Raw genomic sequence first — 25,609 nt, forward strand, 5'->3', positions numbered from 1 at the left:
CTGCAAAAAGAATATCAGAAAGTGCGAAAAGGGCCGAAAGAAAATGCTTTTTATTACTTTTCGGTATGTTTATACAGAAACTTTATTAACTTTGCGAATTATGAAGAACAAAGCGTACACCCTTGCGCTTTTATTGTAAATCAACATAAAAGAGAAGAACTATGGATTGCACAAACATCATCGGAGAAAAAATAAAATCGCTCCGAACCAATCAAGAAATAAGTATACAGGAACTGGCAGAACGCGCAGGGCTGACCGTGGAACAGGTAAGTCGCATTGAGGAAAACATTGACATTCCTTCGCTGGCTCCGCTGATTAAAATAGCACGTGCATTGGGAGTACGTCTGGGCACTTTCCTGGACGACCAGACCAGTGAAGCCGGACCGGTTATCTGCCGCAAAGGTGAGGCGGACGATACCATCGGATTTTCAAACAACGCTACGCATGCCCGCCAGCACATGCATTATCATTCATTGTCAAAAAGCAAGGTGGACCGTCACATGGAACCGTTCATCATCGACATCGACGCCAACGACGAAAAAGACTTCTTTCTGTCGGCACATGAAGGAGAAGAGTTTATCATGGTACTGAAAGGGGAACTGGAAATCAGTTATGGAAAAAGTAACTATCGCCTGAAAGAGGGAGATACCATTTATTATGATTCCATCGTACCGCACCATGTACACACAGCCGAAGGACAGGCTGCACAAATTCTGGCCGTAGTCTACACTCCGGTATAAGTCTCACACAAATCTTCAACGACATGTTACAACTTTCTGAAAAAACATTAGGCGACTGGCTGGAGCATTGGGCGGAAGTGACTCCGGACAAAGAATACATTGTATATTCCGACCGCAACTTGCGTTTTACGTGGAAACAGTTTAACGAGCGTGTGGACCACATGGCCAAAGGTTTGCTGGCCATCGGCGTGAAAAAAGATACTCACGTGGGCATCTGGGCCCGCAATGTGCCCGACTGGCTGACATTTCTGTATGCCTGTGCCAAAATTGGTGCCGTGGCCGTTACGGTCAACACGAACTACAAGCAGGCGGAACTGGAGTACCTCTGCGAAAACTCCGACATGCATACTCTGTGTATCGTAGACGGAGAAAAGGACAGCAACTTCGTGGAAATGACCTACACCATGCTGCCCGAACTGAAACTCTTCGAACGGGGCCACATGAAGAGCAAACGCTTCCCTCACATGCGCAATGTGGTGTACATCGGTCAGGAGAAATACCGGGGTATGTATAACACGGCAGAGATTCTGCTGTTAGGAAGCAACATTGACGATGAGGAACTGATTAACGCCAAGAAACTGGTAAGCTGCCATGATACGGTGAACATGCAGTATACTTCCGGTACTACGGGATTCCCGAAAGGGGTCATGCTTACCCATTATAATATTGCCAACAACGGATTTCTAACCGGTGAGCACATGAAGTTCACGGCCGATGATAAGTTGTGCGTATGTGTTCCGCTTTTCCATTGCTTCGGTGTGGTACTGGCCACCATGAACTGCCTGACGCATGGCTGCACACAGGTCATGATAGAACGCTTCGATCCGTTGCTCGTACTGGCTTCCATACACAAGGAACGCTGTACGGCTCTCTACGGTGTACCGACCATGTTCATTGCCGAACTGCATCACCCCATGTTCCCCATGTTCGACTTGTCGAGCCTGCGCACGGGTATCATGGCCGGCTCTCTCTGCCCTGTGGAACTGATGAAACAGGTGGAAGAAAAAATGTTTATGCGCGTCACCAGTGTATACGGACTGACAGAGGCCTCACCGGGTATGACCCACAGCCGCATTGACGACGATCCGGAAGTACGTTACACCACTGTAGGACATGACTTTGAGTTCACGGAAGTGAAAGTAATCGACCCAAATACCGGAGAAGAATGCCCGGTAGGTGTACAAGGCGAAATGTGTAACCGAGGGTACAACACCATGAAAGGTTACTACAAAAACCCGGAAGCCACAGCCGAGGTGATTGACGCCAACGGATTCCTACATTCCGGTGACTTGGGAGTAAAAGATGAAAACGGAAACTATCGCATTACGGGCCGCATCAAGGACATGATTATTCGCGGAGGAGAAAATATTTACCCGCGCGAAATCGAAGAATTCCTCTACAAGATGCCGGGCATCAAGGATGTGCAGGTGGCCGGAGTTCCTTCCAAAAAATACGGCGAGGCAGTGGGAGCTTTCATCATCCTGCACGAAGGATACACCATGAACGAATTTGATGTACGTGAGTTTTGTCAGGGAAAAATAGCCCGCTACAAAATTCCCAAATACATTTTCTTCGTAAAGGAATTCCCCATGACAGGAAGCGGAAAAATCCAGAAATTCAAACTGAAAGATTTAAGTCTGAAACTGTGTGCCGAACAAGGCATCGAAATCATATAAAAAACGGCCCGGAATCCTTCTTTCTCAAGAACAGATTCCGGGCCGGAATTTTATCGACAAATTGCTTGATTTATTTCTTTACAATCTTCACCAGCAATGTCTTGCTGTCTAAGTTGCCTTTGGTGTCGTATGCTTCCGATTTCACCAGTCCCACTCCTTTGGCATACCATTCAGTCACGCGCAGTGTAGTGGTTTTCAGCACAATCTTTGTACGCTGCAGGTAAGAAATCTTCACACAGTCAAACTTTCCGGCTGTAGTGCTGATGGTTTCATTTCCCATGTAAGCTGCACCAGACACATTCACTTCATTCTTCAACATATTACGAACTACCTGATAAGAGCGGTCAGGAATACTTTCCCCACCTTTGGCACCGTCTTTGATAGTAAATGAATTATCGCCTTTAAACTTGAGCTTCTCCAGCAAACCTAAACGGGCAGCCTCGTTGTATTTAGCAGGGTCGGAATCAGAATCCACATACGGACCGTACATCAAATCTTCCGTACATACCGTATTGGCTCCATCGTAGCTCCAGTTGAACAAGGTATAGCTAGTATTGTTCTTTGCCTTTGTAGTGACAATCTTATCATAGTAGGCAGCCTGAAGCTTTCCGTCCACTTTCTCTACCTTACTTACGGTCATGGTTTCATCCGATGTGCTCTGACCGATTTCATCGTAATTCACATAGTGCAGTTCTGTACCCTCTGTCGTGCAGAAATATTGTGCCTGCATGGAATGGCAAGCCAAAACCGCTGCCACCAAAAACATTAGCCTCTTCATAGTTTCATCTTTTAAAGTAAAATACGGTACAAACATACAAATTTCTTTCTTTTTTCTGCCTATCTTTGCCACAGAAAAAACATTAAATCAGTTTATCATGGGATTATTATCATCTTTATTCGGAAAAAGTAAATCCGATGCAAACGAACAAGAGAAACAAGACAAGAAGAATTTCGACATCCTGAAATATGACGGCATCCGTGCCCGCAACATGGGCAAGCTGCCCTACGCCATCAAATGTTTTGAAGAAGCAGTGGCACATCAAGAAGAAAAGGAAACGCTGGGTTTACTGGCCAGTGCATATCTTCAGGCCAACCGTACGGAGGATGCACGTATCACCCTTGACCGGCTGATTGCCCAAGATGAGACAAACGTACAGGCCTTGCTGTCTCTGGCCAGCGTATGCTATATACAAGAGGACTATGAAGGTATGGAGAAAGCCAGCCAGAAAGCCATCGCCCTGGATGAAAAGAATGCCCAGGCTTACTACTTAGCCGCTCGTGCAGCACGTGGCTTGAAAAATGACTTGCAAGCCATTGTCATGCTGACTAAGGCCATCGTACAAAACGAGAGTTTCACAGAAGCTTATCTTCTGCGTGCCGAAGTGCTGTGGGAAATGCGCCAGGCGAAAGATGCGCTCAATGACTTGGAGCAGGTACTGAAACTGAATCCGGAAGAAGAGGAAGCGCTTCTCCTGAAAGCTACCATCCACATCGGTATGGGAGAAAATCAGGAAGGAGAAGCATGCGTGGAACAAGTTATAGCTTTGAACCCGTTCAACGTGAAAGCGTATTTGCTGAAAGGTGGCTTGCTGATAGAGGAAAAACAACTGGACAAGGCACTCGAGAATTATCAGGAAGCTATTGAACTGATTCCGCAGGAAGCGCAACTGTACCAGGAAAGAGGACGCGTTCACCTGCTGATGGGCGACAAGGCCGGTGCAGCAGAAGACATGAAAAAGGCCATCGAGCTGGCTCCTGAAAAAGAGAACCTGATTTCCGGCAATTTCAATAACTTTGAAAAGAGCAATCTGCAAACCGGAATCTACTAAACGATACTTCTCAAAAAGAACGGGTGCGGAACATTCATTCAATGAAATTCCGCACCCGTTCTTTTTATATATAATAAATGCATTAAAGTGCTTCGTAAGCTGCTTTCAATTGCTGTAAGGCCTTTTCAAGTGTCACACGCGGACAACCTACATTCATTCGCATAAAGCCTGCTCCTTCCTTACCGAACATCTCTCCATCGTTCAATGCCAGTCCGGCTTTGTCGACGAAGAAAGCATTCAATGCTTCGTGCGACAATCCCAGTTCGCGACAATCCAGCCAAATCAGGTAAGAAGCCTGCGGACGCATCACCTTAATCTTAGGAGTATGTGCTTTTGTATAGGCATCTGCATAGTCAATATTTCCCTGAATATAAGCCAGACACTGTTTCAGCCACTCCTCTCCTTCAGTGTAAGCAGCGGTTACGGCAGGCCAGGCAAATACATGTCCCGCATTCAGTTCTCCTGCATCCAGGTAAGTCACAAAACGTGAACGAAGTCCTTCATTGTAAATAATGGTATGCGAAGCGGCTACTCCCGGCATATTGAAAGTCTTGCTGGGTGCCATGAAAGTAACGGAGTTGTTGCGGGCTTTTTCTGACACCATGGCAAAAGGCAGATGCTGATAAGGCGGTAAAGTCAAGTCGGCATGAATTTCATCCGAAAAGACAATCACATTGTCATCAGCACAGATTTCGGCCAGTTCCTGCAATTCTTCTTTCTTCCAAACCACTCCTCCCGGGTTGTGAGGATTACACAGAATCAATACCCGCACTCCCTTTATGGAACGGCGAATCAAATCCAAATCCATACGATAATGTCCGTCCACTTCCTTCAGCGGGCATTCCACCAAGCGACGGTTGTTGCGTGTCACCAGCCAGGCAAAAGGATGGTACACCGGAGGCATAATCATAATCTTGTCGCCCGGCTTTGTGAAACAGTTGATAGCCATTCCCAAACCCGGTACAATGCCCGGTACAAAATTGATTTCTTCCTTCTCTACCGACATGCCATAACGTTTCTTTACCCATCCGATAATAGACTGATAGTAATCGTCTGAACGGAAGGTATATCCCAACACCGGATGTTCGCAACGTTTGCGAATGGCTTCCAAGATAAACGGAGGTGTGGCAAAATCCATATCGGCCACCCACATCGGAATCAAATCAGACTTTCCCCATACGTTTACCATACCGTCTACTTTCTCACTGCATGTGCCGCGACGGTCAATCACTTCATCAAAATTATAGTTCATGTTCTTATTTATTTTGGCTGTTTTACAAATGAAATATCTCTGTACAACAAAGGTAAGAAAATACATTCATATCCGCCATTCTGAGGCTATTTTTTAAAAATAAGAAGAAAAAGTTTGTCGGAACATTTGTTTTTTAAAGAAAAGTATTACATTTGCAGCAGAAATAACAACAAAATAACAAACAAATGAGAACATTTGCATCATACTTCTTCTTTTACTTTTATTTCTTTTACTTTAGCAATGAAGTGAAGCGGGAGTTTGCATGCATACGTTAATAGAGAAAACAAGAATGAAATGATAATACAAAGTCCCGCTTCGATGGAGCGGGACTTTTTTTATAGTTACACAAAAGATGAAGAAGATAGCCATACAAGGAGTTCCGGGCTCGTATCACGACATTGCAGCCCATAAGTTTTTCAAGGATGAAGAAATCGAACTGATTTGCTGCAACACATTCGAAGAGGTGTTCGATAACCTGAAAAAAGACAGCAGCATCATCGGAATGATTGCCATTGAGAATACGATTGCCGGAAGTCTCCTTCACAATTACGAATTGCTCAGAGACAGTGGAGCTACGATTATTGGAGAACACAAATTACGAATCAGCCACAGCATCATGTGTCTGCCCGGAGAAGACTGGAGTACACTGACAGAGGTAAACTCCCACCCGGTAGCACTGGCACAATGCCGGGATTTCCTGCAACACCATCCACAACTGAAGGTGGTAGAAACGGAAGATACCGCAGGCAGCGCACGCGACATCAAGGAAAAGGGATTAAAAGGACATGCTGCCATCTGCTCCAAATATGCAGCCGAGCTTTACGGCATGAAAATCCTGCAGGAAGGCATTGAAACCAACAAGCATAATTTCACCCGCTTTCTGGTGATATGCGATCCCTGGATGGCCGACGAACTGAAAGACCGTTCCAAAATCAACAAGGCCAACATTGTTTTCTCCCTGCCTCATAATGAAGGAAGCTTGTCACAAGTGTTGTCCATCTTTTCGTTCTATCACATTAACTTGACAAAAATACAGTCGTTGCCCATCATCGGGCGGGAATGGGAATACCTGTTCTACGTAGACGTGATGTTCAACGACTATTTGAGATACAAACAATCCATTGATGCAGTAATGCCATTAACCAAAGCACTTAAAATTTTAGGAGAATATGCAGAAGGAGAATCAACCTTATAAGATAGAGCCGGCCAGCCGACTGAGCCACGTCAGCGAATACTACTTTAGCCGGAAACTCAAAGAAGTGGCACGGATGAATGCCGAAGGAAAGAATGTCATCAGCTTAGGAATCGGAAGCCCGGACATGCCGCCTTCAGAAGAGACCATCAACGTGTTGTGTGAGAATGCCCGCAAGCCGGACGCACACGGCTACCAGCCTACGGTGGGAATACCGGAACTGCGCAAAGCCATGGCCGACTGGTATAAAAGATGGTATGATGTAGACCTGGACCCGGCAACGGAAATCCAGCCGCTTATCGGTTCGAAGGAAGGTATCCTTCACGTCACACTTGCACTGGTGAACCCCGGTGACCAGGTGCTGGTTCCAAACCCCGGATACCCTACCTACACTTCACTGAACAAGATTTTGGGAAGTGAAATCGTGAACTACAACCTGCGGGAAGACAATCACTGGCAACCGGATTTCGAAGAGCTGGAAAAGATGGATTTAAGTCGGGTAAAAATCATGTGGACCAACTATCCCAACATGCCGACCGGTGCCAATGCCACCATGGAGCTTTACGAGAAGCTGGTGGATTTTGCACACCGTCACCAGATTGTCATCGTCAACGACAATCCGTACAGTTTCATTCTGAACCGTAAACCTATCAGTATCCTGAACGTGCCGGGAGCCAAAGAATGCTGTATCGAGTTCAACTCCATGAGCAAGAGCCACAACATGCCGGGATGGCGCGTAGGTATGCTGGCAACCAATGCCACTTTCGTACAGTGGATTCTGAAAATCAAGAGCAACATTGATTCCGGTACTTTCCGCCCCTTGCAGCTGGCAGCCGCACAGGCTTACCACAACAGCGCAGAATGGCACGAAGAAGCCAATATCCAGACTTACGCACGCCGCCGGAAACTGGCTGAAGAAATTATGCATACCTTGGGATGTACCTTCGACCCGGAACAAGTAGGTATGTTCTTGTGGGGACGCATTCCAGACCACTATGCCGACGTAGAAGAACTGACCGAGAAAGTCTTGCACGAAGCCCGCGTGTTCATCACTCCGGGATTCATTTTCGGCAGCAACGGAAAACGGTATATCCGTATTTCACTCTGCGCCAAAGAGCCTCAACTGGAGGAGGCGTTAAAACGAATCCAGGCCATCATGAATAAATAACATTACAAAAATCAAATACTACCATGGAACAGTTAGATTTACTCCCTATTGAACTGGAAGGTGTTTCTCAGGAACGCCCGTTGATCATTGCAGGCCCTTGCAGTGCCGAAACAGAAGAACAAGTTATGACTACAGCCAAGTCACTGTCTGACAAAGGTATCAAGATATTCCGTGCCGGAATCTGGAAACCCCGCACCAAACCGGGAGGTTTCGAAGGTATCGGCGTGGAAGGACTTTCCTGGCTGAAAGAAGTGAAGAAGGAAACCGGCATGTACGTAGCCACGGAAGTAGCTACCGCCAAGCATGTGTACGAATGCCTGAAAGCTGATGTAGACATCGTATGGATTGGTGCCCGTACTACTGCCAACCCGTTTGCCGTACAGGAAATTGCCGATGCACTGAAAGGCGTGGATATTCCCGTCTATGTGAAGAATCCGGTAAACCCTGATCTAGAACTATGGATTGGTGCATTGGAACGCATCAACAATGCCGGACTGAAACGTATCGGTGCCATTCATCGTGGATTCTCTTCATACGACAAGAAAATTTACCGCAACCTGCCGCAGTGGCACATTCCTATCGAACTGCGCCGCCGTATCCCGAACCTGCCTATTATCTGCGACCCGAGCCATATCGGCGGAAAACGTGAACTGATTGCTCCGCTGTGCCAGCAGGCCATGGACTTAGGCTTCGACGGACTCATTATCGAATCACACTGCAATCCGGAATGTGCATGGAGCGATGCCGCACAGCAGGTTACTCCCGATATTCTAGACTACATCCTGAACCTACTCGTAATCCGTTCTGAGCATCAGACGACAGAAAACCTGAACGAGCTCCGCCGGCAGATTGACGAATGTGACAACGACCTGATGGACATACTCGCCAAACGTATGCGTGTGTGCCGTGAAATCGGTACCTTCAAAAAGGAACATAACATGACCATCCTGCAGACCGGACGTTACAACGAAATTCTGGACAAGCGTGGCGCACAAGGCTCACTTTGCGGCATGGATTCCGATTTCGTCAAACAAGTATTCGAGCTGATTCACGAAGAAAGCGTGCGCCAGCAAATGGAAATCATCAACAAATAACAGAAACAAAGCATGAAAATATTGATTTTAGGAGCCGGGAAAATGGGCTCCTTCTTTACCGATGTATTGAGTTTTGAACATGAAGTCGCCGTATACGATGTGAATCCCCAACGCCTGCGCTTTATGTACAACTGCTACCGCTTCACCAAGCTGGAAGAAATCAGCGAATTCAAGCCGGAGCTGGTCATCAATGCTGCCACGGTAAAATACACACTCGATGCTTTCCATCAGGTCCTTCCGGTACTGCCGAAGGACTGTATCATCAGCGACATCGCTTCCGTGAAAACCGGATTAAAGGAGTTTTATGAAAACTGCGGCTTCCGTTATGTATCTACCCACCCGATGTTCGGTCCTACATTTGCCAACCTCGACAAACTGAGTACGGAGAATGCCATCATCATCAAGGAAGGTGACCACCTGGGAAAGATTTTCTTCAAGGACCTTTACCAGCACCTGAAGCTGAACATCTTTGAATACACCTTCGAGGAGCACGACGAAACTGTGGCTTACTCCTTGTCCATCCCGTTCGTATCTACCTTTGTGTTTGCAGCCGTCATGAAACACCAAGATGCACCGGGTACTACCTTCAAGCGCCACATGGCCATTGCGCAAGGTGTGCTGAGCGAAGATGATTTTCTGCTACAGGAAATCTTGTTCAATCCACGCACTCCGGCTCAGGTAGAAAATATCCGTACGGAGCTAAACGAACTGTTAGATATTATCAGCCGGAAAGATGCAGAAGGCATGCATGCCTATCTTAGCAAGATTCGAAAAAATATCAAATAACTTATAGGGAAATCCATAAAAAAGGGCAGGAAGAAAACCACAAACCTTTCTTCCTGCCCTTTCTATTTTCTATCAGACTGATATTTACAGCTTGATCTTCTTTGATACCGATTTCGACTCATTGTGCAGACGGTCGAGTGCAGTCACTACGTAACGATATTTCGTTTTTCCATCTTCATACGGCAACTTATAGAATTCATCGTGCGTAATCGCTACAATGTGTGAAGGATCGTTCAGGTTCACCTTCTCCTTGCTTCCGAAGCGGTACACCACATAATGATAAGCCTTGTCCATCTCGGTCTTTTCCTTCGGTGCCGTCCAGAACAAGATGTATCCGTCTGCGGTCCATACCGGTTTCAGCTTACGCACTTTGCCCGGAGCCTTGTCGTCCATAAACGGAGAAGCCGGAAGCAATGCCGGATACTTGTGATATTCTTTCACCAGCATATCCCGGTAATTTCCCTTGTTCTCTACCACTGCCGCCGCATACCACTGACAGCTTCCCTGTACGGTAGGCAATGAACGCTGCAAATTATACTTTGCCGGAATCTGGCTCTGGTTCGGATTCATCAAATCTGCTTTCGATACCGTGCGTATCACATCCTGACCGATATACAGCGGACGAGCTGCCGAATGGCGTGCCCACCAGCGAATCAGTGTATCATAATCGGCTGCCGGATGTCCGATTTCCCAATAAATCTGCGGGATATTGTAATCTACCCAGCCATTGTTTACCCACAAAAGCACGTCGGCATACAAGTCATCGTAGTTCTGCAAGCCGTTTGTCTCACTTCCGTTCGGGTCATTCTTCTTGTTACGATAAATACCGAACGGTGATACACCAAACTTCACCCACGGTTTACATTCGCGTACGGTTTCATGAATTTCCTTAATCAACACGTTCACATTATCCCGACGCCAGTCTGCCCGACGAGTAAATCCGCGACCGTATGCTGCAAAGCTGACATTATCCGGAAACTCCTCTCCCGGATTCGGATAAGGATAGAAATAGTCGTCCATGTGAATGGCATCCACATCATAGCGGGTCACAATGTCGCGTACAATCTTGCAGATGTATTTTCTGGACTCCGGCAGCCCCGGATCAAAATACAGTTGGCCGGCATACTGCACAAACAGTTCCGGATTCTTGCTGTAGGGATGCATGGGCGACAAAGCACCTGTGCCTTTCGTCTTGGCACGATACGGATTAATCCACGCATGAAGTTCCATGTTCCGCTTGTGGCATTCCTCAATCATAAACTGCAAAGGGTCCCACATAGGCGAAGGAGCTTTTCCCTGCACACCGGTCAAGAAACGGCTCCATGGTTCGTAAGGAGATTTATACAAGGCATCCGCCTCTGCCCTCACCTGAAAAATGATGGCATTGATACCAGCCTTCTGCAAGTTGTCCAACTGGCTCACCAGCACCTTCTTCATTTTCTCCGTAGGCATCCCCTGGAACTGTCCGTTTACACACTGTATCCAGGCTCCGCGAAACTCCCGTTTGGGATAACGTGTCTGAGCATACAAGTTGCTCGTCCACAGGCTTCCCAAAAGGACAAGCAACATCAATAGTTTAGTCTTCATATCCGTAAATTTTATCATATCCTTTTCACTTTCCGGACAAATGTCCGATTAAGCCGCAAAGATAGTGAAAGGTGAGAGCAATACCAAGCCAAAAGCCTGCTTTTGAGCACAAGTATTGCCGAACCGCATCCTATATTCAAGAAATCAAAATTTCCTTTACTTGGCTGCCTTATGCAACTCCACTCCCACCACATAATAATGTGGTACGTTCGACAAAATCATTCCGGTCTTATCATTCCCGTCAATTTCTCTTTCCCCACAGAAGCGCATAAATCCGTATTGTTCATCTACCCAGCCAGAGCCGTATAAGATTAAAGGTATGTTCAGGCTGTCTGCATTCGGATTATTCCGTAAGATATAAGGTCTGGCTTCGTAAAAATACACCTTTTCTTTTCCTAACGGATGCAACTTCAATACCACATTCGCAGTCATCGCATTCGGAACTTTAATAGTAAGCAAAGTTGTAGAGTCATTTCTGCTTGTCAGGAATAAAGACAGGTCTGTGATTTTATTCCACACTTCTGTGTCCTCCGGCAAATCCTTGTATCTCCAGGAATCTTTCAGCAGCTCCTTATTTTTCCCCATCCGAAACAGCTCGATACGTTTGGATGTTTTCCCTTTCTCATGTTCCTCCACATATACTTGTACTTCATACGTATCTGTCAGGAACGGCATCAGGTCAAAATGGAACATCTTTACACGCATCACATTCAGCACATCTACAATATCCTCCACACCAATTTGTTTCGTATTTACCTTTAATGAATCTTGTGCAGGCAGTCCTGCGGACAAACAAAGGCAAATAATTGCCATCCATACTCTTTTTTTCATTGTATTATGTTTTAAGTTTCATTCAGCTTTTATCTGCAAACCGAAAATGCATAGTACGATTATATCCTTCTATATAAACCAACCATGCAAATTCTCACAAATATAATGATTACTGAATGATTATCACTATAACTTCCTCAAAATCTACGATTTGCCTCTACACCAGTCCTAATAGAAGTAACTGGGCCGTCATAAATCTTCTAAACCGCCTTATATAAAAGAGAAACTCCTATTCAAAAATACCTTGACACGTAGCTGTCAATATCTCGACACGAACGTGACGAGACATCAGCACGTACGTGTCAAGACCTCGTCACGTACGTGTCGAGGTAAATTTAACTCTATTTTAAGGAATATACGGAAGGAAACTGAAGAATCTATAAGAAACTATTTACTCTTTTTTGCAGGTAGCAACGGCTTTATATATTTCTTGAAAATTTTTCCTACTTCAATGGGAGTGGAGTTATTCAGCATATCATACGTTCTGCCCGTTGAGGGCTTGAGAGAATGCCCGTAATCTGTCTGAAGTTTTTTACTGACGTCCGGTCCCTCGTTCATGATAAGTTCAGGCGGACGACCTTCCACAGTCACATCATACACCGGATCTTCTCCCCGTTTTGTCCAAATGGAATAAGGACACATGCGGATATATCCCTTCGGTTTCTTTGCCATAAGACTGTCTGTCAGACTTCGGGGAATTCCTTCATCAAAAGGATTCTTGTACTCCATCCATTTCTTTTCCAACGGGGCTTCCAAAGGCTTGTTGTAATTCTCCATATCCCCTGGAAGGAAATCAAACTGAATGAGTTTTACCGTTTCTTCATTCAGCTTAATTTCCTTGTCTTCCTTTTGCTGGCCCATCACAGGTATCACCACCAGCAAAAGAGAATTCAACACCATATATCGTTGGAGAGTGTTCATTCAGCCGTCTTTACTGATTATCCATATTCAATCGTGACATTTCCGTCTCAGCTGCACTCTGATTATTCATCTTCTTTTCGGTGCGGAAGCGATAAGTAATCGTGAAACCGACTTTTCGGGTTTCCTCCTTTCCGACACTGTGCATGATAATATCATTCAGACGAGCAGAAGCACGCGTATTGTTCTTATTGAAAATGTCATAAGCATCCAGTGAAAGTTGAAGCTTGTCTTTCAGGAACGATTTTTTCAGACTCAGGTTGAAGGAGGTATAACTCTTCGCCTCGTACAACTGATAATATCCTCTGGAACCATAATTAAAATCAGCAGACAACAGGAATCCGGATGGAAGTGTGAAACTGTTGTTGAAGTTCACCATCACCAGCGGGCGGCCGGCTTTTAGGACACTTTCGTTCGGCCCTGGATAACTGAAGAAGGTCTTCAAACAGGTAAGCGTAAGTGAGGGCAGCCACCACTTCACCGGATATTGCACGTTTACCATCCCCGTCAGATTATGCATTCTGTCAAAATTATCCATGTAGCTGACCGTAACTGCTGAATTTCCCGGCATACTGTAGAAAGCTGTTATCAGCGGATTATGGGTATGAGTATAATTCAGGTTAAAGAACAGAAACTTATAAAACAGCATATAGTTCAGGTCATGAGTCAAAGCCTGTTTCAGGTAAAGATTTCCTTTTTGATAAGTAAACCGATCTGTGTACACCGCATTGTCGTTCATTACACCAAAAGGCGGACGCTCCGTATGAACGGAATATGTAAGCGACTGTTGCAGGTTCTCGGTATTGTAGCTTAACGAAACAGAGGGCAGGAAGTTATGATAAGTCTGGTTCTGATTCTTGTTGCTATTGTTTTCCCTCAAATCGCTCCGTATATGTTCGTAACGCAATCCAGCTCCCAGCGACAGATTGTTCCATGTGTAATCGTACGACAGGTAGAGCGAATTTTTCATTTCCGTATTACTTGTACTACCATTATTCAACGCACGGACATACTCTATATAGTCCGTTCCGGTTGTGTGGCTGAAATCATAACCGAAGCTGAAAGTTCCGGCTTTCCCGGTTTCATACGACAAATTTAATTTGGCAGCAAACAAATCCCAGTCCGCTTTACGATAATAATCCATAGACGTTTCCACACCGTCGCTTTCCCATTCACGGATATTGCCACGGCTTCGGTCGGTCTTATGAAGATAATCACCGAATGCGTTCATCTTCCAGCCATTCTTCCAGTCGTTTGTATAATACAGATTCAGATGGTTGCTGACGGACTTGTCGGACACATCGCTGAGATTCCTGATAAAGGTTGAAGTCCCTTTGTCCGGTATCATGGAAAGCGTATCCTTAGAGAACGTACTACCTTCACTGTATTTACCTTCATATTTCAGGCCGATTTCCGACTCCGGAGAGAAATGATAAGAAACCCCTCCCGTATAGGCATGGCTTTCGTTGAAGATTTGTTTCCGGGTCAAATCGGTCAGATTCCAGATTGTATCACTTTGAGTCTGCTGGTAAACGTCAAGATTCGAATCCTTCTTTCCCCGGTCATAATTATAAGAGAGAAAGAAGTCCCAGTTCTTGTAATTGTAACTTCCGTTCATCTTGTAATTCTGACTAAGATAATTCCCCTGCAGCAGATTACCGCTGACATTAAAGGCAAGTCCTTCGCCCAGGCGTTTGGTCTTGATTTCAATCACCGCACGCTGCTCAGAGTGATAACGTACCCCCGTATTCGTCACCAGTCTGACAGACTGAATCTGGTCGATAGCCAGATTATCCAGTTCAGTCTGGTCTGTCACTTCACGGCCATTGATATAATAGGCAGGGAGACCTCTACCAATCACTTCAATGTCTTCACCACGTTTCTGAATACCGGGTATCTTGCAAAGCAAATCATCCAATGTAGTCTGTCTGGCAAGAATCGTATTAGGCACATCAGCCGTAATACCTTCCCTATCCAATTTGAAAGGTTTTCGGTAGGCAGTAACCTCCACTCCTTCAAGCTCGGTCTGTGCCAGTTCCATTTTAACTACCGGCAATGTGAGATTCGCATTGACTTGTATATTCCGACACAATGTCTCATAACCCAGATAAGAATAGCGGATGATATAGTTACCTCCAGCAAGCGATATGCCATATACCCCGCAAGAGTCGGATACTGCTCCGGTGACGAGTGTACTGTCTGCCTGATTCAAAAAGGCGACATTCACCATCGGCATCACCGCATTTTCCGAATCGATGATTGTTCCTTTAATCAAATGCTGACTGTAAACAGGCAGTATGATTAAGCTGCCTATAACATATAAAAATAGCTTTTTCATAGAGTTAAGTCAATGCTAAATATTCCATCATGTTTGTGTATTATCTTCCGAAACGTGAAGAATCCACCTCTTTCTTCTCCTTACTGATGCTGCCACCAAAACGGTAGACAAATTTCACTGAAACGGTACGGCTGTACTGCCCCATATTCAAGTCGATGTGCTGTCCTGCATAGCGGTTTCTCACCTTCATACGCATGGTATCAAACAAGTCAGCACAGTTCAGGCTCAGACTGGCCTTATCCTTCAGGAAGTTCCACTGCGCTCCTACATTGACCGTAAAGACCGGTTTCGTATCGCTGATACCGGAAATCATGCTTGAACGGTACATCGCATCCAGATCAAATCCGAGGTTGGAACCTACCGAAAAATGATTCTGCATAGCAAGCATACAGGCCCATTTCTTACGGTCGAAAGGAATATCCCAAAAGTTATCGCAACGGTTACGGTCATTGACCACCGTCGCATTCACCTGAGAAGACAACCACTCACCGATATTGAACGGAACGTTGGCGCTCATACCGAAGGACTGGTAATAGTCCCAGTTCTGCGTGCGATACACAAGCGCCAGACGGTCTTTTGCCTGATACATATCCATCGTGAAATAATCATTGGTACGCTCGTAGAACAACGACAACATGTACTTCTGCAGGAAGAGATAATTGGCATTTACACTATACACATTAGCAGGCCGCAGTCCCTCAATAGTCTGGAGCTCTTCATAAGCGTTCATATAAGTGGTACTGGTCTGCATATCCCAATAGGTAGGGTAATCTTTTTCCGATGATACCCCCAACATAAACGTATGTTTCTCCGACGGCGAATAGGTCAGACTGGCCTGCGGATAGACCGCCCATTTATGATAATTTCCGATGGAATAATACTCACCGGTTGCCGAGAGAGAAAGAGACAGACCGTTTTCAAACTCTTTGTCGAAGCCTCCATAAAAGTTGGTAATCTGCTCATAAAGACGTGAGGAAGAATTGCCCACATCATCCTTTCCTTCAGTCTGATTGAAGAACTGGGCGTTCTTATTGTCCGTATAATCATAACGGACACCGTATTTCAAAGTCCAGTCATTGGCGAGAGCGTGGCTCTGGTCGGCATATACAGAGAACTTGCGGATTTTCTGGTCCGAAGTATAATCAAGCAACTGACGGGTATTGTCTGTCAGTTTACTTTCCAGACGATTCTTGTCATTCATGGTATAGTCCGTATAATCCACCCCAAGGTCAAGTCCGAATCCGGAAGAATAGCGGGCAAAGACATTGTGCAGACGGCTGTCCTGCAACTTGTCATTGTGGCTGTTCTGGAAGTTCCCGTTTACATCAATCGTACCTTTACCATTATCAGAAAGGGCACCGTTGTAACCCACGCTCAACTCATTATCCTCGTTTATCTGATAGCCGTACTCAGCATAGATATTATGCTTCCAGCCCTTTGTATTGATTTTCTGTGTCTGCGTGATGTCATATACTTTTCCGTCATATGTATGTTGGGATGCCAGGTCCATCACCGTCATTATATGCGAATAACCCGGATTGTAAGAGACATTCAGCGATGACTTTCCCTTCGTCATCAGGAAGTTTACATTGCCGCTGTAACTGCTGAAATACTGGTTGCTGTAGCTGGTCGACAGTTCACTCTGAATGGTATTGTCGTCTGCCTTAGCAGTCACAATATTGATGGCAGCCCCGCGCACATGATATTCGGGCGGTGTATTATACATCACTTCGGCTGTCTGTACCTGCGAAGCGGAAGTATTCTTCAGCATCTCAATCAGCTGTTCCTGTGTCAGTGTACTTGCTTTTCCGTTCAGGATAACCGTTACGTCCTTTGCTCCCACCAGCGAGAGTTTACCGTTCCTGTCCTGCACACCCGGCAACTTACAGATAGCCTCGTAAGCATTGTTTACAATATGCTTTTCTGAGATGGCCGAAATGTCATAATTCAGTTTTCCCTGTTCCACGGTTACAAACGGGCGTTCTCCCTCGATTACCACTTCCTCCAGATTGTAGTCCTTCGATTCCAAAGTAATGACACCGGCATCACGTGCCTGACCCTTCACCTGCCTGGTCTTATAAAGCAAATGCTGAATGATAAGCTGATAATTCTCCGGTTCCGGTTCAAGCGTAAATGTACCGTCGGCTGCAGATATGGTTGCACCTAAATAGGTTGAATCCGGTAGCTGCATGACGATGGTAGCACCTTCTACTGGATGCTGATTGGCATCTACTATCTTTCCGGTTGTCTGACTGAATACAGATGATGCAAAACCTACATATATGAAGAGACCTGCTATAATTTTTTTACATTTCATTTATAGGCATTTAAGACGTCTATCTTATCAGTTCCTCTAATCTTTGTTTCAACAGCATATTGTGAAGCTGGTTTGCCACAATCTCGCCATTGCTATTAATCAGAATACCATGCGGTATACCTGAGAAAGGAAAATTCTCTTTTACCTTTTCTCCTTCAGTTGTATCAATCAAAGAAGTAAACTTGATTTGATATTTCTTCATGGCCGCCTGAAAATCATCCATACTCTTGTCTATCGAAATCAAAAGTATATCCAATCCTTTCTCCTTATACTGGCTGTAAGTTTTTTCCAGTTCGGGAAATTCCGCAATACAGGGAGCACAGGCAGAAGACCATAAATCAATATACAGATACCCATTTTTAGGAATAAACGAAGAAAGCCTTCTTGTTATCCCATTGGCATCCGGAAATTCCATATCCCTTATCTTTTTACCAATCCTGGCATCTAACTCTTTCTGTTTTCTGTCCATATCCAGGCGAAGTTCATAATACCATTGCACTTTCTTGTCAGCTTTCACTTCTTCCGGCAAAGTGGGATAGGTTTCCAGGAAATGAGGGTCATACACAGAACCTATTTCATTGATAAATGTGGTCTTGCCTACAATATTGTGTATATTATCAAGCTGAAACTTCACTTTATACTCTGTGTAGACCTGAGCCAAAGAATCATACACCGAAGTATCCGGATTATCTTTTCCTTCTATGCTTCTGCGATATTCCATCTCTCCTAATTTTTCTATTCTGCGTGTTTCTGTAAGGTAAGTATTGTACAAGTCGTTCATAGGTGTTCCTGTTACATGATATACCGAATCAAATGCTATCTTTACCGTTCCCTTTTCGGCAAAGAACATTCCTTTTAATGGATTCAACGTGTCATTTACTGAAAGATAATATGCCACTTCAAAATTAGGTTCAATGCTGAAATTAAATTTTCCATGGAGCAAAGTATCACTAGCGACATTAATCACCGAATCATTCTGAAGATAATACAATTCTATTGGCGTCCCATCCATGCAGTTGCTACATACGCCTTCAATATTTACCATCTTGTGATTCACACAACTTGCCATGATGATGGTACCTATGACAACTCCATATAGATTGACAGACTTCATTATAAGATATTATTTTTAAGAATAGTCCTCAAAAGTAGATATTATACACCAAACTTCACCCCACTCTTCTCATAAATTATCCTTTCAGCAATCCATAATTGTTTAATTAAGAATAAAAAGACACTTATCGTTCAATTGCACTTCTCACTGCTTCATAAAACAGGCCTCCCACATCTATGCCTAGTTTAAACTTACGAAACTTATAGGATGGAACGACCATCGGTGCAGTCTTCCATCCTTGTCGCACATCATAATACCTTTGTACACCAACCTCCACTCCAAAACGGTTTGTAAAATCGTAACCAACGGTGGCTCCATAATACGTACGGTTGAGATTATACCTGTTATCCGGACTATAAGCACCAAACACCGTAAGATGAAAATCATCTGCCGGATGAAGTGTCATGCCTCCTGACACACCAAACGACTGATCGACACTATAGGGGAAAGTATATTTTGCCGCATTCACTCCTACATATATATCCAAGAAATCATTGATTTCCCTTTGGTATATAAACATCATCTGGTTCACCCGACCGATGCCTGGAATGGTAGTCTGCATTCCCCTGCCATAAAAATAGGGAGAAAACTGCCCGAATGCATTATAGTCACCCATAAACATGGGAGAAGGATTCACATAATAGGTTGGAATATAAAAAGGCCTTTCCTGCCTAAAATCAAAATCTACGGGTGAATCAGATTGTATTTCTTGATTTACTTCATGGTCTTTTATCTTCACTCTATCCGTGGATGGGTTAATCGACAAGAATTTCCCACCCACATCTTTTTTCAACCCTGCACCAAGCTTTATCGTATCTTTTTTGATACTTTCTTGTCCAAAAATCTGCATACAGGATAGTCCCAAAGCCATAAGAAAAACCACTACCGATTTCATAACTTAAAGATTAAAAAGCAATCACCTCAAAGTTAGTTTATTTTTCATTCTGACTAAAAATAATACGTTAATGAAGCTACAAAAGTCCGGAACTTGGTATCGGGATTATGCTGATAAGTTTTGGTCATGCCCCAGTCGTATCCGATGGCAATCTGTACATGGCGGGCTATCTCTACCCCGGCACGAAAGCCTACTCCCCAGTCAAAGCGCGGCATCACTCCCTCCTTAAACATATTATGTGAGGACACTGTGACAATATCCGGTTCTCCCGGAAGACTGGCAATTTGCTTCATTTGACCAAACAAACCGACATTGAAATAAGGTCCGGCATCCAAAAACAAACTGACATTTCTCCCGACTTTCAACTTATAGCCTAAATGGATAGGAAGATGAAGATAATAAGGCGTACTTTCATATTCGTAGGTTCTCTCATTCATTACATAATAAGGAACACTTTTCCAACCGTATGAGGAAATCATCAGTCCCATATCTGCATACAGCCCTTTTGCAGCCTCACGGAAGGCATATTCCCCTTTCAATCCGGCATGAAAACCAGATCTGGAAATACTTTCTTTCGTGGAATTATAGTTATACCCTCCTGAAAGTCCATATCTGAACTCTTGCGCTTGTACACCTACACACAATAATGATACCGTCATTACCAGCGTAAATAAAATTTTTTTCTTCATAAGTCTATATTTTAGTTTGTAAATAAAATTCTTCTCACTCTTTCGGATTGCTTATCCATTCACTTTCATACACATTACATCCTCCTAAAAGACCGATTCCGTTTTCCACATTGGTATAGTGGCTACGGATGGGAGCAAGCCCGTATCCTCCCAAGTCATTATTATTTATACGATTGAGCGACTTCAGGTAAGTGTACATTTCTTTCGACAATTTGTACAAATAGATTTTAAACTCGATAGTTTCTTTCCGTTCTTCATTTTCATACCCGGCATCATAATAGGTATCTACCTTCAACGTATAATTTTTCCCGTTTATCTTGCTGTCATCCCAGATATACAGATTACGGTAATATTCTTTCGATATATCGAAAATGTCATCAAATCCTGTCTTTTCCGAAAATAAAGGTTCGTTATCCAGGTTAAGGTCTACAGAAGTATATTTTATGGTATCCGAATCTGAGTTTTCAGGTTGTAAAAACGCTTTGCTGGTCTTTTTTATGACTCTCATTCCATAATAATCCTCTGCTCCGGCAGAGTCTGTAAAAGCAATACGGAACTGTATTTTCCTGCCGTATTCCCCATCCGTCAATACAACTTCCGACTTATCCAGTGGAAACGCCTGCGGTATCACCGTTTGCGACTTGGCAACTGGCAGATCAGGATAAGCCACTTCCATACTAATCAGGTCGTCTTCTTTTAGTTTTCCCACTACATAATACGACTGAGCCGGAAGCAAACCGGTAGAAACTTCCGGGTAGTGAATCTCTTTCTCTTCTCCGTTCAACCTAAATACAAGGAAAGGCTTGCTGTCTGTGTTTGTTCCCTGATTATGAATCACCCTGCTTCGTGCCACCTGTATCAGTGTCGTATCGCCTAATGTAGAAGGCATACAGAAAAGAACGATTTTGCGCTCGGCATCCACCTCATTCAGACTGAACTCATGCGTACAAGATGGTAGCACAGAAATTAATAAGGCTATAAATAAAAGTCGATATATCATACGGATTTAAAATTTAAGTGTATAACTGAAAGAGGGTATGATAGGAAACACTCCATGAGCTTTTCCCACAAACGTACCGTCCGGATTTTGCCGGACAGTAGCATAGAGCGGATTCATCCGGCAATACGCATTATACAAACTGATATTCCAGATACGTTCGAAACCTCTTTTCGTGGTTTTGCGGAAATTAATCCCCAAATCCAGTCTATGATAGGCCGGAAGGGAAACATTGTTGGGCATCTCATAAATCATCATCCCTTCATTTGCCTTCTCTACTCCCGGAATAACGGGAGCATCTACCTGCTGTGTCGGAATGGTCATGCGATTCCCACTATGATAATTCCATGAGACGTATACGTCAATTCTTTCATTAAACTTATGCCCGATATTGACAGAAAACCGGTGCCGGTTGTCAAACTTATCCGGATACCATGAAGAATGGAAGTCAGGGAAAAACCTCTTGCTCCACGAAAGTGTATAGGAAGCATCGACCGAAGTCTTTCCGTTACTGTAACGGATGTCAGTTTCCATCCCGTAAGCTTTTCCTTTCCCTGTACGTACCTCTTCCTCCCATCGGTCTGCCATCGGATTAAGCATGCCACTATTGCCATCATATTCTATCAGGTTGTCCATGGTTTTATAAAACCCTTCCACACTCCACCGGATGTTATACGGCAATCGGGTATATACCCCCGCTGCGTATTGACGTGCTTTCATGGGAGTGATGCGTGCTGTGGAAGGCACCCAATAGTCAGTCGGCAAATTCAAGTAGGTGGCCGAAAGCTGATGCATGAACTGACTCATTTCGGTGTACGAGACTTTCAGGCTGGCTTTATCACACAACCTGAAATTGATTGCCGCACGTGGTTCTATCGAATGATATTTCGTACCCGATATACCAAACAACGTGTAATGCAGCCCTCCATTCAGTTTCACACCTTTACATAACGTCATCTCGTCCTCTGCATAAAGCGTAAACTCATTGCTCTTGTACCGGCTATCCACTTTCTCGATCAACTCATCTTGCGATGTACTGTCATACTTCGAATAATAATTCTGGGGCACAAACAAATGGCGTATATAATTGGAGCCAAAACGGATGTGATTCCAGGAGTTTGGACGATAATCAAACTCCATCCGATAACCGAAGTCATTGATGGTGGAATGATTGTTCTGCTCTTTTACAATTCCACCCTTCGTTCCTTCGATATATCCCAAGCGTTCTTCACTCAAATAATCGAACCTGGAACGATTATGAGTATAAACTCCTGTAATATTGACGAACATGTTGTGCGAGAAAATGTATTTCCAATTGGCAGATGCGGTAAAATTACCCCATTGCAGATTGAACTTGTCTATATTGGTAGGTTCTGGGTCAAACAGATATTCTTTATGTCTGAACTTAAAAAGGTCATTCCCTGAATAAAGGCTGATATCCGCACGACTCTTTTCGGAGAATACATGAGTCACTTTCGCATTGATGTCATGAAAAGCATATCTCACATTTTGCTTGTTCCGGCGACTGGTATTCATAATGGCAATAGCCGGGGCGGTAAGCAAGTCCATCCACGTGCGGCGCATGGCGACATTGAACGACGTATGGTCCTTCACTATCGGTCCTTCAAACTGTATCCTGCCCTCTAAAAGTCCAAGCGTAAAACTGCCATGATATTCCTTCATGTCGCCGTCATTCGTACGCACATCAACCACCGAAGAGAGCCGTCCGCCATAACGGGCAGGAAAACCACTTTTATAAAAATCTATATTCTTGATAATGTCTGTATTGAATGCTGAAAACAACCCTCCGGCATGATTCACCTGATACAAGGAAGTACCATCCAGAAGAAACAAATTATCATCATTGTTTCCACCATGTACGTACAACCCGGAGATAAGCTCCGTCCCGCCGGCCACTCCCGACAAGCCTTGAAGTTTCTTTACCACATCGGGCGAGCTCATAAAGTTGTTTCCATTTACAAAGTCCTTCGCTGTAAGCGAGACTTTTCCAGTCTGAGTGGTATGAAGAGGCGAGTTCAAATCAGCCGTCACCACCACTTCATTTAACTGGTAATCAGATTTCAGAGTTATATTCTTTGATTTGTTTCCGCCTAACGTAACATTTTCCAGATGCTCTCCACTGCCAATGTGCGAAAACCGGATTTTATGCCTTCCCTCACTTAACGTAAGGCTATAAAACCCGTGCTCGTTAGTCAGCGTACCCACATTCGAAGTCATGTCCCATACGGTTGCATTTACCACAGTTTCTCCATTGTCCTGATAGACGTATCCGCTTAACGTATAAGTCAACAGCTTTTTAAGGATGACATGACTGCCATCTATTTCCCACTTGATATTCGTATGATGAAATAGGGTTTCAAGGGTACTTTCCAGACTGACCATACCAAGTTTCTTGCCAGTATACGGAATATCAAGCCTGATAGACGCATCATACACAAAGCTGACAGGGTACACCTGTTTCACCTGCCCCATCATGTCTTCCAGGGTAACCCGATGCTGCGCATATAGGGAAGAAGCATCCACCAAGAAAGCTAAAAACAATAAGGATATGATTCTTTTCATCGCTCTTTCTGTATTATTCTTATATCCAGTGTCTTTTCAATCAATGCGATGATTTCGCCTAAGTCGTCCGTCTTGAATTCACCGGTAATTGTCCTTTCATGTTCCGACGCATACAGTTGTGTGCCATAATAGAAAGAAAGCTCTTTCAGCACCTCATCAATAGGTGTATTCCTGTAAATGAATTTTCCTATAGCCCAAGCCGAAGGATTTGGAGAAACAGCATGCACCGCTACAGGCATTTCATCGCCATGTGTCAGCATGCCACACATGTCTTTTGTAAAGACAATTCCATTTTTTCCATACCTTCCTTTAAACACAACTTTACCGGACTTTACATACACGCGAGTAGCAGTATCCTTTCTATATTCATCCACTTCAAACTCGGTTCCAAGTACTTTCACCTGAGCGTATTCAGTGGTGGCAATAAAAGGAGACAGCGCATTTCTTCGGACACTAAAATAGATTTTTCCCGACATATTTACTTCACGGTTAGCTTGTCCATATTTATCGGCATCATATTCCAAAGTCGCCCCTTTGGAAAGTATAGCTAGCGTGCTGTCTGGCAGGAAATATCTTGTCACCATCGCATCTGCCGTAATTAATACGGTATGATGCTCCTTCCGGCTTAACAAGGTATAGCTCACCACACAGATAAGGATAGCCGCAGCGATTCCTGAAAAACAAGCCCAAAATCCGCTTACTTTATTTTGATGCGCTATCCCTGTTATTTTCTTCAAGGCCTTTCTTGTATCCAGTTTCCCATCTTCGTAATACCGAAGGACAAACTGGAGTTTTCTTTCTTCTTTATCTTTCATGACTGAATGTATTTTTAGCTAAGACTGAATGAACCATAAAAACTACTATGCCGAAACCAAAAAATTATCCGAAAAAGAACAGGTACACCTTTCTCACACCTTCCTTCAACGTTTTAAGTGCTTTGCTCACCTGGTTTTTTACTGTATTGACAGAGATATGCAGCCTTACGGCTATTTCTTCATATTTCATACCATCCCTCTTAGCCAGCAAGAACACCTCCTTGCATTTTTCTGGTAAGGCCTCTATAGCAGTCCAGATACGAGCCTCCTCATAAGACCATTCTTCACACTCTTCGTCCGACAGGATTTCCTCAAGGTCTGATGGCTGCACATTGCCATCAATAAGTGAATCCTTCTTCAAGATGTCTATACAGCGGTTTCTCACCATAGAGTACAGATAAGATTTAAGACCACTCACTTCAAATCCTTTCTCTTTCCGTTTCCACAATTCCATAAAACAGTCCTGCACCGTATCTTCCGCATCATCTATATCTTTCAGATAATGAAGTGCAAACAGACAGAGCGGACGGTAATATTGAAGGAAATTATCTCTGAATATTTTTGTATTGATGTCCATGTACAAGTGTGATTGATAGATTCGCATTTTTAAGAAAACTCAGAATATCAGATTTACCACTATGAGCGGACTTGTTTTTTATTATATTTAAACACAACAGATTTACTTTATACATTCTTTAAATATCACAGATTCTACTAGAGTTTATAGTGAATACTATGAAGTGATTTAAACTTATGTATATCAATTAAAATGTTGTCAAACAGCGTAC

The 25,609-nt window shown here is 44.0% G+C and carries 21 protein-coding genes; 7 read left to right on the plus strand and 14 right to left on the minus strand.

Annotation, left to right across the window (positions count from 1 at the left end):
* The first annotated feature begins 161 nt into the window (after window positions 1-161).
* Together DXD04_RS04580 and DXD04_RS04585 are read left to right on the plus strand one after the other, a co-directional pair.
* The gene (locus DXD04_RS04580) at window positions 162-740 is read left to right on the plus strand and encodes a helix-turn-helix domain-containing protein (RefSeq protein WP_007562773.1); all 579 of its coding nucleotides are present in this window, start codon (window positions 162-164) and stop codon (window positions 738-740) included.
* A 23-nt stretch (window positions 741-763) separates the two neighbouring features.
* Entirely contained in the window at window positions 764-2,416 is a 1,653-nt protein-coding gene (locus DXD04_RS04585; protein ID WP_117671270.1) for an AMP-binding protein, read from the plus strand.
* A 70-nt stretch (window positions 2,417-2,486) separates the two neighbouring features.
* Here DXD04_RS04585 and DXD04_RS04590 read toward each other — a convergent pair whose 3' ends face one another.
* Window positions 2,487-3,194 (minus strand): TapB family protein, encoded by a 708-nt coding sequence (locus tag DXD04_RS04590; protein WP_177298941.1) that lies wholly within the window; start codon window positions 3,192-3,194, stop codon window positions 2,487-2,489.
* A 97-nt stretch (window positions 3,195-3,291) separates the two neighbouring features.
* Between DXD04_RS04590 and DXD04_RS04595 the strand changes: the two genes are divergently transcribed.
* A complete protein-coding gene (locus tag DXD04_RS04595; protein WP_117671315.1) occupies window positions 3,292-4,245 on the plus strand; it encodes a tetratricopeptide repeat protein in 954 nt (317 codons plus the stop codon).
* An 82-nt stretch (window positions 4,246-4,327) separates the two neighbouring features.
* On the opposite strand, the gene DXD04_RS04600 is transcribed toward DXD04_RS04595, so the two are convergent.
* Window positions 4,328-5,497, minus strand: a complete 1,170-nt coding sequence (locus DXD04_RS04600) for a MalY/PatB family protein (protein ID WP_117671317.1) — start codon at window positions 5,495-5,497, stop codon at window positions 4,328-4,330.
* Between the two features lie 352 nt (window positions 5,498-5,849).
* Here DXD04_RS04600 and DXD04_RS04605 point away from each other — a divergent pair, with 352 nt between their 5' ends.
* From DXD04_RS04605 to DXD04_RS04620, 4 genes are read left to right on the plus strand one after another with little or no spacing between them, the layout of a single operon-like run.
* Window positions 5,850-6,692 (plus strand): prephenate dehydratase, encoded by an 843-nt coding sequence (locus tag DXD04_RS04605; protein WP_022053541.1) that lies wholly within the window; start codon window positions 5,850-5,852, stop codon window positions 6,690-6,692.
* Complete coding sequence (locus DXD04_RS04610; RefSeq protein WP_117671274.1) at window positions 6,667-7,857, plus strand: pyridoxal phosphate-dependent aminotransferase; 1,191 nt, start codon at window positions 6,667-6,669, stop codon at window positions 7,855-7,857. The genes DXD04_RS04605 and DXD04_RS04610 overlap by 26 nt, the downstream gene beginning before the upstream one ends.
* Before the next feature lie 23 nt (window positions 7,858-7,880).
* A complete protein-coding gene (locus DXD04_RS04615) occupies window positions 7,881-8,951 on the plus strand; it encodes a bifunctional 3-deoxy-7-phosphoheptulonate synthase/chorismate mutase type II (RefSeq protein WP_007562782.1) in 1,071 nt (356 codons plus the stop codon).
* 12 nt (window positions 8,952-8,963) lie between these two features.
* A complete protein-coding gene (locus DXD04_RS04620; protein ID WP_117671276.1) occupies window positions 8,964-9,737 on the plus strand; it encodes a prephenate dehydrogenase in 774 nt (257 codons plus the stop codon).
* An 84-nt stretch (window positions 9,738-9,821) separates the two neighbouring features.
* Here DXD04_RS04620 and DXD04_RS04625 read toward each other — a convergent pair whose 3' ends face one another.
* From DXD04_RS04625 to DXD04_RS04680, 12 genes are all read right to left on the minus strand, one after another.
* Window positions 9,822-11,324, minus strand: a complete 1,503-nt coding sequence (locus DXD04_RS04625) for a glycoside hydrolase family 10-like protein (protein WP_117671318.1) — start codon at window positions 11,322-11,324, stop codon at window positions 9,822-9,824.
* Window positions 11,325-11,480: 156 nt separating this feature from the next.
* Complete coding sequence (locus DXD04_RS04630; RefSeq protein ID WP_117671278.1) at window positions 11,481-12,155, minus strand: DUF5041 domain-containing protein; 675 nt, start codon at window positions 12,153-12,155, stop codon at window positions 11,481-11,483.
* 387 nt (window positions 12,156-12,542) lie between these two features.
* The gene (locus DXD04_RS04635; protein ID WP_117671280.1) at window positions 12,543-13,076 is read right to left on the minus strand and encodes a DUF4858 domain-containing protein; all 534 of its coding nucleotides are present in this window, start codon (window positions 13,074-13,076) and stop codon (window positions 12,543-12,545) included.
* Between the two features lie 10 nt (window positions 13,077-13,086).
* Window positions 13,087-15,411 (minus strand): TonB-dependent receptor family protein, encoded by a 2,325-nt coding sequence (locus tag DXD04_RS04640; RefSeq protein ID WP_117671282.1) that lies wholly within the window; start codon window positions 15,409-15,411, stop codon window positions 13,087-13,089.
* A 40-nt stretch (window positions 15,412-15,451) separates the two neighbouring features.
* The gene (locus DXD04_RS04645) at window positions 15,452-17,728 is read right to left on the minus strand and encodes an outer membrane beta-barrel family protein (protein WP_117671284.1); all 2,277 of its coding nucleotides are present in this window, start codon (window positions 17,726-17,728) and stop codon (window positions 15,452-15,454) included.
* A 19-nt stretch (window positions 17,729-17,747) separates the two neighbouring features.
* Window positions 17,748-18,842 (minus strand): TlpA disulfide reductase family protein, encoded by a 1,095-nt coding sequence (locus DXD04_RS04650; RefSeq protein WP_117671286.1) that lies wholly within the window; start codon window positions 18,840-18,842, stop codon window positions 17,748-17,750.
* A gap of 124 nt (window positions 18,843-18,966) precedes the next feature.
* Window positions 18,967-19,737 carry a hypothetical protein gene (locus DXD04_RS04655; RefSeq protein WP_117671288.1) on the minus strand — a complete coding sequence of 257 codons (771 nt, stop codon included), beginning with the start codon at window positions 19,735-19,737 and terminating at the stop codon, window positions 18,967-18,969.
* Window positions 19,738-19,790: 53 nt separating this feature from the next.
* Complete coding sequence (locus DXD04_RS04660) at window positions 19,791-20,426, minus strand: porin family protein (protein WP_117671290.1); 636 nt, start codon at window positions 20,424-20,426, stop codon at window positions 19,791-19,793.
* A 34-nt stretch (window positions 20,427-20,460) separates the two neighbouring features.
* Window positions 20,461-21,426, minus strand: a complete 966-nt coding sequence (locus DXD04_RS04665) for a DUF4249 domain-containing protein (protein WP_117671292.1) — start codon at window positions 21,424-21,426, stop codon at window positions 20,461-20,463.
* Window positions 21,427-21,432: 6 nt separating this feature from the next.
* Window positions 21,433-24,006, minus strand: coding sequence for a carboxypeptidase-like regulatory domain-containing protein (locus DXD04_RS04670; protein ID WP_117671294.1), 2,574 nt, complete (start codon window positions 24,004-24,006; stop codon window positions 21,433-21,435).
* Complete coding sequence (locus tag DXD04_RS04675) at window positions 24,003-24,821, minus strand: FecR family protein (RefSeq protein WP_117671296.1); 819 nt, start codon at window positions 24,819-24,821, stop codon at window positions 24,003-24,005. The genes DXD04_RS04670 and DXD04_RS04675 overlap by 4 nt, the downstream gene beginning before the upstream one ends.
* 64 nt (window positions 24,822-24,885) lie before the next feature.
* On the minus strand, window positions 24,886-25,398 hold the full coding sequence (locus DXD04_RS04680; protein ID WP_117748309.1) for an RNA polymerase sigma-70 factor: 513 nt from the start codon (window positions 25,396-25,398) through the stop codon (window positions 24,886-24,888).
* Window positions 25,399-25,609: the final 211 nt, after the last annotated feature.

The organism is Phocaeicola plebeius, assembly GCF_003437535.1.
GTDB classification, from domain to species: Bacteria; Bacteroidota; Bacteroidia; order Bacteroidales; family Bacteroidaceae; genus Phocaeicola; species Phocaeicola plebeius_A.